This window comes from Streptomyces sp. NRRL F-2580 (assembly GCF_000720115.1).
In the GTDB taxonomy this organism is placed as follows: Bacteria; Actinomycetota; Actinomycetes; order Streptomycetales; family Streptomycetaceae; genus Streptomyces.
In genome coordinates this window covers 1-14,741 of record NZ_JOIR01000061.1, presented here as the reverse complement: position 1 = coordinate 14,741, position 14,741 = coordinate 1, and the positions used below count along the sequence as shown (strand labels likewise).

Genomic DNA, 14,741 nt, shown 5'->3' with positions numbered 1-14,741 from the left:
ACCGGCGGGGATCAGGACTGCGCGGGAGCCCGGCGGTCGGTGATCAGGTTCATGGTGTGGTGCGCGAGGTGAACGCGCCCGCCGGACGCGGCCGTCAGCCGGGCGAGCACGGCCGCCTTGCGCGGGCCCGAGACGCCGAAGGTGATGTCGGGCTGGGCGTCGAGCGGGCCGTGCACGTCGATGAGGCGGACGACGATGTCGTCACGCTGGAAGATGCTGCTGCTCCGTACGGGGCTCTTCGGGCGGTGCGCGGCCGCCTCGTCCTGCCGGGCGAGGAACTTGGCGAGCGCCGCGCCGCAGCCGGGCTTGGCCGGGTAGAACAGCGCGTGCCGCTGTACGTCGGCGGGGTCTTCCTCCGTCGCGGCGATGTGGTGGACCGCCGGGAGCGCGGCACGCATGAAGAACATGCGCGCGGATTCCGGGTCGTTCAGGTTCCGGTCCTGTTCGAGGTAGGGGTTGATCGCCTCCTCCACGGCGCGCACCTCGGGCTGCTCCGAGACGTGGCGCAGGGCCGTGACCAGGTCGCCTTGGACCTCCACCGTTCGTACGACCCGGTTGCCGTGCATGAAGAGCGAGGTGCGGCACAGGCGGGTGTGGGCGTCGACGCGGGCCGCCGGGGAGGCGTAGCTGGAGAGGATGGCCGCGACCTCCTTCTCGCTGCCCGGCTTGACGGTGAAGGTGAGGGCGTGGCGCACGATTCCGGCGCCCAGCCGGGGTGTGGTCTGCAGGCGCGCCGTGGTCGGGCGGGCCGCCTGGTCGTAGCCGCGGCCGGTCTCCCGCAGGACGGTGAACTTGAGCGGGCGCATGTTGCGCGCGCACGCGCCCAGCGGCTTGACCTGTTCGGCGTGGTGCTCGCTGTTGACCCATGCGAGGTACTGCGGGGCGCTCTCCCACTCACTGGTGATGAGCCACTGCGAGGGGTCCTCGAAGGATTGGCACAGCTGGTCGCTGATGTGGCCCGGGACCGACGCGATGTCGTGGCGGAGCTGTTCGTACGCCTCGAAGAACTGCTGCTGGGTCCCCTCGTGGAGATCCATCAGCAGGACGACCCGGAGCATGGAGCCATCGAAGGCTGACTGCGACACCCGTTCGGACAGGGTGGTTGTCATCTACTCACTCCTTCATGAGGGGGTGGAGATCCATCGCGTACGGACCCCTCGTCCGTCACCGGTGGCGTCCGCCCGGGCCGGCGGCCGCCTCCATGGGGAAGGGCAGGCCGGCGCGTCTCAGGGGAGCCGCTGTGGCTCATCGTCATCCGGGTGGCGACGTACCGCTACATGTCCGGATCAAGCGGGTGACAACCGGCGAATCAACTGGGCCTGATCCCGGATCGGGGGCATAAAGACTCCACTCCCCCACACAGAAAACAGGAGCCCGCAGCTGATGGAAGACAACGCCGATGTTCGCGTACCGGTTCTCGTCGTGGGCGGCTCCCTCGTGGGCCTGTCCACCTCGCTTTTCCTGAGCCGCCACGGAGTGAGGCACCTGCTCGTCGAGAAGCACTCCGGTACGTCCCCGCACCCGCGAGGCCGGGGCATCAACGCCCGGACGATGGAGCTGTTCCGCACGGCAGGGGCGGAGCGCGCGATCCGCCAGGCGGCGTCCGTACTGGAGGGCATTCAGGGCATTCTGCAGGCCCGGTCGCTGACCGACCGCAGCGACCACAACTGGCTGATCAAGTCGATCGATCCGTCGGGGGCGATCGCCCGGTTCAGCCCGACCGGCTGGTGTCTGTGCAGCCAGAACAACATCGAGCCGGTTCTGGCCGCACAGAGCCGTGCGCAGGGCGCGGACGTGCGGTTCTCCACCGAGCTGATGAGCTTCGACCAGGACGCCACCGGAGTGAACGCCGTGGTGAAGGACCGGTTGACGGGCGAGCACAGCACGGTGCGCGCGGACTTCCTGATCGCGGCCGACGGGCCGCGCAGCCCCGTGAGAGAACAGCTGCGGATCCCCCAGACGGGTAATGGCGAGCTGTTCCACAACGTCAGCGTCACCTTCCGTTCGGAGCGGCTCGTCCAGGTGCTGGGCGACCTGCGGTTCATCGTCTGCTACCTGATGCGCCCGGGGGCGGACGGGGCCCTGCTGCCGGTGGACAACATGACCCAGTGGGTCTTCCACGCCCCGTGGCACCCGGAGCACGGCGAGACCCTGGAGGACTTCACCGACGAGCGGTGCGTGGACCAGATCCGCGACGCGATCGGCGTACCCGACCTGGACGTAGAGATCGGCGGCAAGGCGCCGTGGCATGCCGCCGAACGGGTGGCCGAGCGGTACTCGTCCGGTCGGGTGTTCCTCGCCGGCGACGCGGCCCACGAGATGTCCCCCACCGGTGCCTTCGGATCCAACACGGGCATCCAGGACGCGCACAACCTGGCGTGGAAGATCGCCGCGGTGCTGGACGGTTCGGCCGGCATGGGGCTGCTCGAGACGTACGAGGCCGAGCGGCTGCCGGTGGCCAGGGCCACCAGCGAGCGGGCCTCGGCCCGTTCGGCGGAGCACAGCCACCCGGGGTACGCGCCCCCGCCCACCATGGGCGGCGGCCCGGGCAGCGGGGTGCTCACCACGGCCATGGGCTACTGCTACCCGAGCGGGGCCCTCGTCGGCGGCGAGCCCGGCCGGCCCGTCATCCCCGAGAGGTTGCACATGGTCGGGGACCCCGGGACCCGGGCCCCGCACATGTGGCTGACCCGGGCGGGTGAGCGGATCTCCACGCTGGACCTCTACGAGCGCTCCTTCGTGCTGCTCAGCGGCGTCGGCTCGCCGTGGCGGGCGGCCGCGGACCAGGTGGCCGCGGAGCTCCCGGTACGGCTGGACGCCTACACCATCGGCTCCGGGCCGGCCGCCGACCTGGTCCAGGACGGCGGCGGCTCCGACTGGAGCGAGGTCCACGCGATGAGCGCCGAGGGCGCGGTGCTCGTACGGCCGGACGGGTTCGTGGCCTGGCGCTCGGAGGGCGCGGTCGCCGACCCCCGGGCGACGCTGCACGAGGTCCTCTCGACGGTGCTGCGCCGGGCGTGACCACCTCGTCCCCCCTTCCGCCGGCCGTGCACGCGGCCGGCGGAAGAGGTTCAGCGGCAGGCCCAGCAGCCCGCCCAGCAGCCGGGGTCGGGCCGGAGGCCACGCCGGCGGCCGGCTTCGGCGCCGACGCCTCCGCCCGCCGCACGGCGGGCGCGGGCCGGGTCTCCGTGCCGGTCACGGTCAAGGGAGTTCCGGTGCGCGTAACACGCGATGACGACCGCGAGCGCGGCCAGTTCCTCCGGGGCGGCAACGCCCTTCTCCACACGCAGCAGGCTCGCTATCGGCACATCGTTCGACATCGGCACGGCCTCTCTCACGGGGGCTGCGCGTGCGCCCGGCCGCGGCACGAGGGGCGGACCGGATCGGCGCCGACGCGGGCGGCACACGGGTGGCTCGGCGCGCCGGCGGGACGTGTTCCGCGTGTGCGAACCGGCCTGCGGACTCCTGTCGGATCACCAGGAGTCCTGTCGCGACCGACGCTACAAGCGCGCGGCGGACCCGGCACTCCGGGGACGCGCGGTCCGGGGGCGTCCGGTTGGCGCACGGGCGGTCCGGGGGCGTGCGGTCCGGGCACGTACGGTCCGGGCACGTACGGTCCGGGGCGCGTCGCCCGCGCGTCCGCGGCGTCGCCGCGGGGCCTGTCGTGACCGCCCACGGGCCCCTGTTGTGCCGGGGCTGCGCCGGCCGGCTGTACGCCGTCTGCATCACGGACCACTCCGGCGGCAACACCGCCGGCCAGTGGGAGGTCGACCACGAGATGCCCGGGGAGTGCCCGCTGGCCGGGCTGTTGCCCCTGACCGGGACGGCGGTCGACGTCCACGACCTGCCGGGGGCGGAGGAGGTGCTCGGTCCGCCCTTCTGAGCGGGGCGGGTTGGGCCGCACGGGTGATCGCCGTACGCCGCGTACACCGCCGGCGGCCTCTCGGTGGCCGTCGACGATGCATGCGTTCACTCTTTGAACTCCCCCTGCACGCAAGCGCTTTCCCGGTTCAATCTCTTGACGGCCGCGAGGGCGGGGAGCCACAGTGTCCAGCGGCGCCGTTCTGAGAGCGCTCTCAAAACGGTGACCACGCTCTTCCCCCCGCACCGCGCCTCATCGCGCTTCAGAGAGGGCACCCATGCGTGAGATATCCGGCAGGACACGACCGACGGTCCGGCGGGCCGTCCTGGCCGCGCTCGGCACGATCGTCGTGGTCGCGGCGGCCGCCGCGGGTGTGGCGCTGCCCGCGAGCGCCGCCGCTCCCCCCACCCCGGCCGGCTGGTCCCGGGTGTTCCTGGACGATTTCGACGGAGCCGCGGGGTCCGGGGTGAACACCGCCGACTGGCAGTACACCACCGGTACCGGCTACCCCGGCGGACCCGCCAACTTCGGTACCGGCGAGATCGAGACGATGACCGCCGACCCCTCCAACGTCTCCCTCGACGGCACGGGCAACCTGCGCATCACGCCGAGGCGCGACGCGGCCGGCAACTGGACGTCCGGCCGGATCGAGACCAGGCGGTCCGACTTCCAGCCCCCGGCCGGCGGCACGCTCCGCACCGAGGCGCGCATCCAGATGCCGAACGTCACGGGTCCGGCGGCCAAGGGTTACTGGCCGGCGTTCTGGATGCTCGGAGCCCCGTACCGCGGCAACTGGTGGAACTGGCCGGGCATCGGTGAGATCGACATCCTGGAGAACGTCCAGGGCATCAACAACGTCTGGGCCACCGTGCACTGCGGCACGAGCCCCGGTGGACCCTGCAACGAGACGTCCGGCATCGGCGGCCAGCACGTGTGCCCGGGCACGAGCTGCCAGGGCGGCTTCCACACCTACGCCGTGGAATGGGACCGCGCGACCGCCGTCGAGGAGATGCGCTTCTACGTCGACGGAGTCAACTTCCACACCGTACGGGCGAACCAGGTGGACGCGACCACCTGGACCAACGCCACGAACCACGGCTACTTCATCATCCTCAACGTCGCCATGGGCGGCGGTTTCCCCGATGCCTTCGGCGGCGGTCCCGACGCGGGCACCCAGCCCGGCCACGCCATGGTCGTCGACTACGTGTCCGTCCTCCGCTCGACCGGCGGCACGACCCCGCCCACCACTCCCCCGACCACCCCGCCCACGACGCCCCCGACCACCCCGCCGGCCGGAAACCGTGACGCGTACTCCGCGATCCAGGCCGAGTCGTACGACGGCCAGGCAGGGGTGGCCAAGGAGACCACCGCGGACTCCGGCGGCGGCGAGAACCTCGCGTCGCTCGGCAACGGCGACTGGGCCCTGTTCAGGGGCGTCGACTTCGGCTCCACACCGGCGAGGCAGTTCCACGGACGCGTGGCGAGCGGCGCGGCCGGCGGGGTCAGCGGGCTCGTCGAGGTGCGCCTGGACAGCCGTACCTCGGCGCCGGTCGGCAGCTTCTCGATCGCGGGCACCGGCGGGTGGCAGAGCTGGCGCACGGTGCCGGCGAACATCACCGCGGTCACGGGCACGCACGACGTCTACCTGACCTTCACCAGCGGCCAGCCCGCCGACTTCGTGAACGTCAACTGGTTCGAATTCGGGCACTGAGCCGATCGCCGGGGGCTCCGTCAGCGACTGCGCCACTCCTCGGCCAGCAGCCGGTAGGAGCGGACCCGGTCCGCGTGGTCGTGCGTGATGGTGGTGATCAGCAACTCGTCGGCCCCGGTGGCCTCTTGGAGCCGTTCCAGATGATCGGCAACGGTCCGCGCCGAGCCGACGAACTGGGTCTCCACCCGGTCGGCGACGAGTTCCCGGTCCGCCTCCGTCCAGGGCAGGGCGCGCGCCTCGGCGGGCGTGGGGAAGGGGATGGCGCCCTCGGCGGTACGGATGCTGCGCACCCAGGGCGCGTATCCCGTGGCCAGTTCGCGGGCGGTGGCGTCGTCCTCGGCGACGACGACGTCGGCGGAGACCGTCAGGTACGGCCGGTCCAGCTCGGCCGAGGGCTTGAAGGCGGCCCGGTAGCCCTCGGCCGCCTCCAGCACCGAGGCCGGGCTGACGTGGTAGTTGGCCGCGAATCGCAGCCCGTTGCGGCCCGCGGTCTCCGCACTGACTCCCCCGCTGCTGCCCAGGATCCACACCTGTACGTCGGCCCCCTCACCGGGGACGGCATGTGCCTCCACCCCCTCCGGGGAGCGGTAGTCGCCCCGGAGCAGCGCGAGGACGTCGTCGATCTGCTCGGCGTAGTCCTGGGGCTGGGCACCGGGCAGGTTCAGCAGCTTCTGCTGGAGCGCGACCCGCGGATGACCCAGCAGAGGGGCGAAGGAGAACCGGGCGGGGATGCGCAGTCCGTTCGGGGTGTACCCCCCGAAGGGAGGGTCCTGCGAGGCTCCCGGCTGCGGCCGGCCCGCCGAGCGCCCCAGACCCAGGTCGAGGCGGCCGGGGTGCAGCGCGTCGATCAGGCCGAACTCCTCGACCGTGGACAGGGCGGTGCGGTGCCCGAGCTGGACGGCGCCGGAGCCGATCCGGATGGTCGAGGTCGCGGAGGCGGTCAGCGCGAGCACGACCGCCGGGGAGGTCCCGGCGACCCCCGGGTTGAGGTGGTGCTCGGCGAACCAGTAGCGGGCGTAGCCGAGGGCCTCCGTCTGCCGGGCGAGGTCGATGCTGTGGTGCAGGGCCTCGGCCGCCGTGGAACCGGAGGGGACCGGGACGAGGTCGAGGACCCCGAGGGGGATGCCGGACATGGCCGGGCTCCTTACAGGTCGGGAAAGGAAGGGTCGGGGATCTCGCGGCGCAGCACCGGGGCGATCCGCGACTGGAAGAGTTCGAGGGAGGCCCGGTGCTCCGCGGGGGTGAGCCCGCCCGGTTCCGCCTGGAGGTGCAGGGCGGTGTGGCCGAAGGCCTCGTGGTAGCGGTGGACCTTCTCGATCACCTGCTGGGGGCTGCCGACCAGTGCCGAGCTCCGTTCGACGAAGTCCTCCAGCGTCGGGAAGACAGGAGCCAGACCCTGCTGCTCGTGGAAGGCGAGGTACCGGGCGAACGCCGGCCGGTACGCCGCCACCGCCTGCTGCGAGGTGGGGGCCGCGTGGTAGCCGGCCGTCCCCGCGCCGACGACGGCGTGCGCCGGGTCGTGCCCGTAGTGCTCCCAGCGCTCCCGGTAGTGGCGGACCAGCTCGGCGTACGGGCCGATCGGGTGGGTGACGTTCGCCGAGAAGAGCGGGTCCCCGTAGCGCGCCGCGAGGTCGACGGACTCCCGGCTGGTCGCGCTGCCGTGCCAGACCCGCAGGGCCGGCTGGAAGGGCCTCGGCAGCACCTCGGCGCAGGCCAGGGCGGGGCGGAAGCGCGGCTCGGCGCTCACCTTGTCCTCGCGCCAGATCCGCCGGAAGAGCTCGTAGGCCTCGGCGTTGCGCTCCCACTGGTCCTCGGGGGTCACGTGGAACAGCTCGCGCTGGGCCGTGCCGTTGCCCTTGCCGATCATCAGCTCCAGACGGCCGTCGGAGAGGTGGTCGAGCGTCGCGTAGTCCTCGTACGCCCGCACCGGGTCCAGCAGGCTCAGGGTGGTCACGGCGGTGAACAGCCGGATCCGGCGGGTCAGCGCCGCGATGTGGCTGAGCACCACGGGCGGCGAGGACGACAGGAAGGGCCGCTCGTGGCGCTCGCCGACCCCGAAGCCGTCGAAGCCGAGCTCCTCGGCGAGCAGCGCGGCGTCGACCACCTCGCGGAACCGCTCCCGTGTGGGTGTGAGGGCGCCCGTCACCGGATCCGCGGAGTCCGTGATGAGGGTGATGGCCAGGAACTTCATGAGCGCGCGGCCTGCCGGTCGGAAGCCGCCTCCGGCACCGCGAGCCCGAGGTGGTCGCGCAGGGTGGTGCCCGCGTACTCGGCGCGGAAGACCCCCCGCTCCTGGAGCAGCGGGACGACGGTGTCGGCGAAGACGTCCAGGCCGCCCGGGGTGATGTGGGGCACCAGGATGAAGCCGTCGGCGGCGTCCGCCTGCACCAGCGTGTCGATCTGCGCGGCGACGGTGGCGGCGGAGCCGACGAAGGTCTGGTCGGCCGTGGTGGAGATGACGAGTTCGCGGATCGACAGGTTCTTGGCCTCGGCGAGCGCGCGCCACTGCCGTGCGGTGGCGAGCGGGTCACGGAACTCCCGTACGCTCGCCCGCCCGAGGGCGATGGTGTTCTCCCCGAGCTCGGGGTCGACCTCGGGCAGCGGACCGTCCGGGTCGTAGCCGGACAGGTCCCGGTTCCAGACGTGCTCCAGGAACTTGATCGCGGTCTGCCCGCTGACCTGGAGGCGGCGCACCTCGTGAGCCACCTCACGGGCCTCGGCGTCGGTGTCGCCGAGGACGAAGGTGGCCGCAGGCAGGATCTTCAACTGGTCCGGTGTGCGGCCGTACTTGGGAAGGCGGCTCTTGACGTCGGCGTAGAACTCCCGGCCCGCGTCGAGCGTCCCGTACCGGCCGAAGATCGCGTCGGCGCCGGCGGCGGCGAACTCACGGCCCTCGTCGGAGTCGCCCGCCTGGAAGATCACCGGCCGGCCCTGCGGGCTGCGCGGCACGTTGAAGTGGCCCTCGATGTCGAAGTGCTGCCCCCGGTGGGCGAAGGCCCCGGCCCGCGCGTCCCGCAGGAAGGCGCCCGATCCGGCGTCGGCGAGGATCTCGGAGCCGTCCCAGGAGTCGAACAGCTCGGTGGCGGTGGCCAGGAACTCCTTGGCCCGGGAGTAGCGCTCCTCGCGCGGCAGGAACCCGCCGCGCCGGAAGTTCTCGCCGGTGAAGGCGTCCCAGGAGGTGACGACGTTCCAGGCGGCCCGGCCCTCGGACAGGTGGTCGAGCGAGGCGAACTGGCGGGCCACCTCGTAAGGTTCGTTGAAGGTGGAGTTGATGGTGCCGGTCAGCCCGAGGCGCTCGGTGACCGCCGCCAGCGCGGCGAGCACCGTGAAGGTGTCGGGACGGCCGACCACGTCCAAGTCGTAGATCCGCCCACCCTGTTCCCGCAGCCTCAGCCCCTCCGCGAGGAAGAGGAAGTCGAACTTGGCGCGTTCGGCGGTCCGCGCGAAGTGGACGAACGAGTCGAAGTCGATGTGGCTGCCGGCCGCCGGGTCACTCCACACGGTGGTGTTGTTGACGCCCGGGAAGTGGGCTGCGAGATGGATCTGCTTGAGCGGCTTGCTGCTCATGACGCGTCCTTCCGGGTCCGGGATCAGGCGGCGGAGTGGGCGGCATAGCGGCCGGCCGGGCGCTCCAGGCCCAGCAGTCCGCGCAGGGTGGCCGCCTCGTACGCCCGGCGGAAGACCCCGCGCCGCTGGAGCTCCGGTACCAGGCCCCGGGTGATCGCGGGCAGGTCGTGGGCGATCACACCGGGCCGCAGCAGGAAACCCGACAGGCCCGTCTCCCGGCGCTCCAGGAGCAGCTCCGCCAGCTGCCCGGGGCTCCCGGCGAAGACGACGCCCCCGTCGCCGTACGAGGCGCCCGCGAGCGCGTCCAGGCGCTCCAGACGGGCGACGGCCGCCGGGGCGTCCTCGTCCAGGAACACGGTGAGGTCCCCGAACAGGTGCAGTGGCTGCGCCGCGAGCCCGGTCGCCTCCCGGGCCCGCCGGATCGCCTCGACGGCGGCCCTCGTACCGTCCCCGTCGTGCGCGGCGACGTACCCGACGTCCGTGGACCGGGCGACGAGCGCATACGAGGATTCGCCGTCGCCGGACGCGCCGACCACGGGCTGCCCCTGCGGCGGGCGCGGGGTGATCGACGGCCCCCTCACAGTGAAGTGACGGCCCTCGAAGTCGATGTAGTGCAGCTTGTCGCGGTCGACGAACCGGCCCGTGGCCACGTCCCGGATCTCCGCGTCGTCCTCCCAGCTGTCCCACAGCCGCCGGATCACCTCGACGTGGTCGGCGGCCTCCGCGTAGGACTCCGCTTCCGGGAGCGGGACCGGCCGGCGGCCGAAGTGCCGTGTCTCGTGGAGGAGTCCGGACACCTGGATCCACAGGCCGGCGCGGCCGCGGCTCACGTGGTCGAGGGTGGCGATCGCCTTGGAGATGTGGAAGGGCTCGGTGTGGGTGGCCGTCACCGCCGGGACCAGGCCTATGTGCCGGGTCAGCGGTGCGACACGGGCAGCGGTGAGCACCGCGTCCAGCCGCCCCCGGACCCGGTCCGTGCGTCCGTCGGGCCCGTCGGCCGAGGACGACTGGAGGCTGAGGGAGTCCTCGAAGGAGACGAAGTCGAGCAGTCCGGCTTCGGCCTCGGCCACGGCGTCGGCCCAGTAGCGGGCCGTGAAGATCTCACCGGGCCGGGCGCCCGGCTCGCGCCAGGCGGCGGGGTGCCGGCCCGCGCCGTCGAGCGCGACGGCCAGGTGCAGCGGTTCGGAGGATGCCGGTGCGAAGGGAAATGCGGATGCGGGCGGGGATGCGGACACGTCGAATTACGCCTTCCTGATCGGCCGGGTGAAGAAAAAGGCCGATGCGCGTCGCGAATATGAGGGCGTACGAGAGGGCGGGGAAGAGGCCCGTGAGGCCCGTCATCGATATCCCTTCGAAACGCTAGGCCCTATAGCGGTGCCATACAATGACCTGAATATTAAGAGAAGTTGGCAGTGGTGTTGCCGGGCGCGCGGACCGCCGTGAAGGACGGGCGGCGGCGCAAGGTGAAGCCGATCGAGACCGCCGCCCGGTGGTCGGGATGGGTGCACACTGCGCTGATCTCGGTCCAGCCGGGTGGCCGCAGCCGCTCTCCGCATGGCGATCAGCCGGCCCGGGTGCCGGATGCCGAGGTACGTGCCCAGCTCGACGGTGCGGGCGGGGTGAGTACGCCGGCGAGCGCGGCGGTCCCGCCGTCGCCGACCAGTCTGCGCAGGTCGGCCGAGGAGTCCGGGGCGGCCGGGTCATGGGGCGGGCTCTCCGTCCGTGGCGCGGCCCGGCGGCCGGGGATTCAGGAGTCGGTCACGGGCAGGCCCGGCTGATGTCGTTTTCTGCGGCGTAAGCCGGGCAGCCCGGAGAAGGGCTGTCAACGGGCCCGATGTCGATGTCCGCGTAAGCATGCGGCAATTTCATCCGCCGTACACACAACGCCTTCTGGTGAAATATTCGGGCTGTTGGACCGGCCCGCCTCCGGGGCTACTGGTGGTCGGGGACGTACTTGTAGCCGACGCGGCGCACGGTGGAGATGCGGCCCCGGTGGGCGGGACCGAGCTTGCGGCGCAGCCTGGCCACGTGGACGTCGACCGTACGGCCGTCGCCGATGTGTCCGTACCCCCAGATGTCCGAGATGAGGGCGTCACGTCTGTGGACCGTGTACGGATGGGCCACCAGGTGCGCCAGAAGGTCGAACTCCAGGTAGGTGAGGTCCAGTTCGCGTCCGTCGACCTCGGCCAGCCGACGTGCGCCGTCGATCCGGACGGCATCGTCAGGCCGGACGGGGGCGGGGTGCGGGGCTGCCGGTGCCGGCGCGGGTGCCCGGAGCGTCCTGGTGTCGAGGGGATGGATCTCCGGGCGTATGCCGTGCGCGGTCATCACCGCGACCGGGTCGACGTCCGCCGGCAGGAACACGAGGTATCCGACGCGGCCGCCGCCGATCCCGCCCGCGGGGACGGCGGGTGGGCGGTCGCCGACCAGTTGGAGGCGCGGGGCCGGGGGACGGCGGACGGCGGTGGCGGATACCGGTGCGGGAAGTGCGGTGGTCACGGTGAGCCCCTTCGGCTGCGGAATCAGGTACGGACGCCGGATGGTGGGCGACGACGGGGCAGGGGTCTCCGTGACGGATCCGACGGGAGAGCCGGCACGTCGCACGCCGGGCGGACCCGTACGGCTACGGCTCAGGGGCCCGGGCCACGGGTCACGGGAAAGTGCGGCGCACGGAGAGGAGCGACGGCCGGAACACCGGCGCACGTCGAGGAAATGCCCTGTCGAAGAAACCCTAGACGGGTCGGCAGACGGCGCTGGCGACGCGACGGAGGTCAACGTGCCTGCGGCGTACGAGCAACGGCTGCGACGGGGACATGGTCACATCGTGAGGTGTGTGGCGGGTGCGCGTCAATACTTCCCTACCGATTGACTAGGAAACTGCCCTGACCTGCATGGTCTCTCATGTCGAGATCGGATCGTCCGCCATTCGGTCACGCTCTTGCCCGGCAGGCAGCTTCGGGCGACTATCCCTATCAATCCGATGGGAAAGGTGGGGATTCGGTGAAGCGGCCGGTCGGCGCCACCCAACAACGTTCCGGAGTAGCCGACATGACCACCGCCATCCCCCCTGGCACCACCGGCCGCCGATCTCTCGACGAGCGGCGCCGCACGCTCCTGCGCACGGCCCGCGACGTGGCGGACGACCTCGCCGCGGACGCCATCGCGCGCGACCAGGCGGGTAAGCCGCCGGCCGACGAGACGGCCCGGCTGCGCGAGGCGGGCCTGCCGGCGGCCCTCACCCCGCCGGGGCCCGACCGCGGGGCGGACTGGCGCACCGGATGCGCCGTCATACGGGAGATCGCCGCGGCTGACGGCTCCGTCGGCGACGTACTCGCCCGCCACTACGTGCACACCTGGAGCGGACGCTTCTACGCGGGCCACCAGCACGCGGCCGCCCTCGAAGAGGAGTCGGTGGCCGAGCAGTGGCTGTGGACCGGTGCGGTCCGCGCTCCCGTCCCCCACGACGACGGCGACGCACCGGAGCTCACGCTGAGGCGGCGCACCCCCGGCTACGTGCTGAGCGGGCGCCGGCCCGTGGACACGGCGGTGGCCACGGCCGACCAGATCGTCGTCGACGCCGTGTGCGCGGCGACCGGTGACGTCCTGGTCGTACGGATCCCAGCGGGCGCACGGGGGGTGACCGTCGAGTCCGCCCACGACCGCCTCGGGCAGCGCGTCGCCGGCGCGGGCGAGGTCGTCCTGGACCGGGTCGCCATCACGCCCGAACAGGTGCTGGGCCGCCGGCCGCACGACGAGGAGTCCACCGCGCCCTTCACCGCGCTCGCGGAGCCCGCGCTCCGGCTCGCCCTGTGCCACGTCGGCCTCGGCATCGCGGAGGGCGCCCTCACCGAGGCGCGCGACCTCAGCAGGGGCGGCCGCGCGCACCGGCTGCCCGGTGAGGACCCGGACCTCTTCCTGACGTACGGGGAGCTCGCCTCGGCCGCCCAGACGGCCACCGCCGTGGTCGACCGGGCGACGGACGTGATGGCGCGGGCCCTCGACACGGGTACGCACCTCGACGCGGAGGGAGCCGCGGGCGTCGCGGCCCTGGTCGCCACGGCCGAGACCGTGACGTCGAAGGCCGCCCTGCGCATCACCGCCCGGGTACTGGAACTCGCCGACGCGCCCGGCTTGGACCGGTTCTGGCGCAACGCCCGGGTCCTGACGGCGCACCGCCCGGCCGCCCACCGCCTGCGCTCCATCGGCGAGCACTACCTCAACGGCTCCCACCCCGTGGTGGCGGCGTTCCGCTGACGCGAGCCCGAGCACCTGCCCGGCGGCCGCCGGCCACCCGCCGCCGGCCACCCGCGAGGGGACACCGGCCGAATCGATGCAAGATAATGTCCGTATGCGGATCTCAGCCAGGGCGGACTACGCGGTACGTGCCGCACTGCAGCTTGCCGCGTCGCAGGATGACGGGCCCGTGAAGGCGGAGGCCATCGCCGACGCCCAGGACATCCCGCACAAGTTCCTCGAGGGCATCCTGAACGACATGCGCCGGGGCGGTCTCGTGCTCAGCCAGCGCGGCGGCAACGGCGGCTACCGGCTGGCCAAGCCCGCCCAGTCCATCAGCATCGCGGACGTGATCCGGGTCGTGGACGGACCGCTCGTCTCGGTGCGCGGGGTCCGCCCTCCGGACCTGTCCTACACCGGCCCCGCCCAGGCACTGCTCCCCCTGTGGATCGCACTGCGGGCCAATGTCCGCGAGATCCTCGACGGCGTGAGCCTCGCCGACGTCGCGTCGTCCGACCTGCCCGCGGACGTATCGGCACTGGCCGACACCCCCGGTGCCTGGACCAATCCCTGACCCCTGCTCCACCTGCACGTTCTCACATAACGAGATTCCGGCGTCCACCATTCGGTCACCCTCTTGGGGTGGGTGTCCGCCTCTGCCAATATGCCTACCAACCAGGTGGGAAAACTAGGAATCCAGGGAGGTGGGCCGTGCGAACACTGCATCACGCAGGCCGGACGCTGCCTCTGACCTCCCGCCGGCACATCGACCTGCTCCGCACGTCCAGCGCCATCTGTCAGTCCGGCTGACACCCATGCGCCGGGCCCCGCTCCACGTGTAGTCACCGCTGAGCACCGTCGGACGGGCCCCTCGGCCGACCACGCCGACCGCGTGGAGTCGAGCGCGGGCGTGCGCCGTCCGGGCTCGACCTCCGTCCCCGAGGTGTCCGGCACCCCTGCGTTCCTCGGGCCCGCGACCGCAACCCTGTCGCCCACCGCTCACCGCCCACCGCTCACCATTCACCGCCGGGCGTCGGGCGTCGGTTCCGTGTGTGTCGATGGTCTCGCGTCGCCCTTCTCCGTACCTCCTTGAACACCATCCCGTGAAAGGACACCTCCGTGTCTGCCGCAAGACCGCTCACCACCCTGCGCGCCATCGCCGTCACCGCGACGCTTCCCCTGCTGCTCACCGCCTGCGGCTACGGCTCCGAGGCCAAGAAGGACGAGGGCGGCAAGGCCGCGAACGCCGCCGCCACGGACGGCGCGAAACTGTCGGCCTCCGAGGTGCGGATCGGCTACTTCCCGAACCTGACGCACGCCACCGCGCTGGTCGGCCTCCAGGAAGGCCTGATCCAGAAGGAACTCGGC

Annotated in this window: 14 protein-coding genes and 2 pseudogenes; 7 read left to right on the top strand and 9 right to left on the bottom strand. The window is 72.3% G+C overall.

Annotation, left to right across the window (positions count from 1 at the left end):
• Nucleotides 1–11: 11 nt before the first annotated feature.
• The gene (locus IF88_RS0137475) at nt 12–1,109 is read right to left on the bottom strand and encodes a SchA/CurD-like domain-containing protein (protein ID WP_030723396.1); all 1,098 of its coding nucleotides are present in this window, start codon (nt 1,107–1,109) and stop codon (nt 12–14) included.
• A 274-nt stretch (nt 1,110–1,383) separates the two neighbouring features.
• Between IF88_RS0137475 and IF88_RS0137470 the strand changes: the two genes are divergently transcribed.
• Nucleotides 1,384–3,021, top strand: a complete 1,638-nt coding sequence (locus IF88_RS0137470; RefSeq protein ID WP_030723393.1) for an FAD-dependent oxidoreductase — start codon at nt 1,384–1,386, stop codon at nt 3,019–3,021.
• Nucleotides 3,022–3,071: 50 nt separating this feature from the next.
• Here the strand turns inward: IF88_RS0137470 and IF88_RS0137465 are convergent, their stop codons facing one another.
• Nucleotides 3,072–3,320, bottom strand: a complete 249-nt coding sequence (locus IF88_RS0137465; RefSeq protein WP_158754841.1) for an acyl-CoA carboxylase subunit epsilon — start codon at nt 3,318–3,320, stop codon at nt 3,072–3,074.
• A gap of 344 nt (nt 3,321–3,664) precedes the next feature.
• Here IF88_RS0137465 and IF88_RS0137460 point away from each other — a divergent pair, with 344 nt between their 5' ends.
• Nucleotides 3,665–3,883, top strand: coding sequence for a hypothetical protein (locus IF88_RS0137460; protein WP_030723387.1), 219 nt, complete (start codon nt 3,665–3,667; stop codon nt 3,881–3,883).
• A gap of 256 nt (nt 3,884–4,139) precedes the next feature.
• The gene (locus tag IF88_RS0137455; protein WP_030723384.1) at nt 4,140–5,573 is read left to right on the top strand and encodes a glycoside hydrolase family 16 protein; all 1,434 of its coding nucleotides are present in this window, start codon (nt 4,140–4,142) and stop codon (nt 5,571–5,573) included.
• A gap of 20 nt (nt 5,574–5,593) precedes the next feature.
• Here the strand turns inward: IF88_RS0137455 and IF88_RS0137450 are convergent, their stop codons facing one another.
• The 7 genes and pseudogenes from IF88_RS0137450 to IF88_RS49465 all read right to left on the bottom strand — a co-directional run bounded on the left by IF88_RS0137450 (nt 5,594) and on the right by IF88_RS49465 (nt 11,955).
• Nucleotides 5,594–6,706, bottom strand: coding sequence for an LLM class flavin-dependent oxidoreductase (locus IF88_RS0137450; protein WP_030723381.1), 1,113 nt, complete (start codon nt 6,704–6,706; stop codon nt 5,594–5,596).
• Between the two features lie 11 nt (nt 6,707–6,717).
• Nucleotides 6,718–7,764: an LLM class flavin-dependent oxidoreductase gene (locus IF88_RS0137445; RefSeq protein WP_030723379.1), complete on the bottom strand. Its 1,047-nt coding sequence runs from the start codon at nt 7,762–7,764 to the stop codon at nt 6,718–6,720.
• Nucleotides 7,761–9,140 (bottom strand): NtaA/DmoA family FMN-dependent monooxygenase, encoded by a 1,380-nt coding sequence (locus tag IF88_RS0137440; RefSeq protein WP_030723376.1) that lies wholly within the window; start codon nt 9,138–9,140, stop codon nt 7,761–7,763. The genes IF88_RS0137445 and IF88_RS0137440 overlap by 4 nt, the downstream gene beginning before the upstream one ends.
• 23 nt (nt 9,141–9,163) lie before the next feature.
• Nucleotides 9,164–10,375, bottom strand: coding sequence for an LLM class flavin-dependent oxidoreductase (locus IF88_RS0137435; protein WP_051838248.1), 1,212 nt, complete (start codon nt 10,373–10,375; stop codon nt 9,164–9,166).
• Between the two features lie 161 nt (nt 10,376–10,536).
• Nucleotides 10,537–10,786: pseudogene (locus tag IF88_RS48795) on the bottom strand (GNAT family N-acetyltransferase); the annotation flags it as partial.
• 286 nt (nt 10,787–11,072) lie between these two features.
• The gene (locus IF88_RS0137425; protein ID WP_030723370.1) at nt 11,073–11,639 is read right to left on the bottom strand and encodes a winged helix-turn-helix domain-containing protein; all 567 of its coding nucleotides are present in this window, start codon (nt 11,637–11,639) and stop codon (nt 11,073–11,075) included.
• A 232-nt stretch (nt 11,640–11,871) separates the two neighbouring features.
• Entirely contained in the window at nt 11,872–11,955 is an 84-nt protein-coding gene (locus tag IF88_RS49465; protein WP_324617234.1) for a putative leader peptide, read from the bottom strand.
• Between the two features lie 233 nt (nt 11,956–12,188).
• On the opposite strand from IF88_RS49465, the gene IF88_RS0137420 reads away from it, so the two are divergent.
• The 4 genes and pseudogenes from IF88_RS0137420 to IF88_RS0137410 all read left to right on the top strand — a co-directional run.
• Nucleotides 12,189–13,394: a hypothetical protein gene (locus tag IF88_RS0137420; protein ID WP_051838247.1), complete on the top strand. Its 1,206-nt coding sequence runs from the start codon at nt 12,189–12,191 to the stop codon at nt 13,392–13,394.
• 94 nt (nt 13,395–13,488) lie between these two features.
• Entirely contained in the window at nt 13,489–13,947 is a 459-nt protein-coding gene (locus tag IF88_RS0137415; RefSeq protein ID WP_030723366.1) for an RrF2 family transcriptional regulator, read from the top strand.
• Nucleotides 13,948–14,015: 68 nt separating this feature from the next.
• Complete coding sequence (locus IF88_RS49760) at nt 14,016–14,183, top strand: putative leader peptide (protein ID WP_420711033.1); 168 nt, start codon at nt 14,016–14,018, stop codon at nt 14,181–14,183.
• Nucleotides 14,184–14,492: 309 nt separating this feature from the next.
• Nucleotides 14,493–14,741: pseudogene (locus IF88_RS0137410) on the top strand (sulfate ABC transporter substrate-binding protein); the annotation flags it as partial.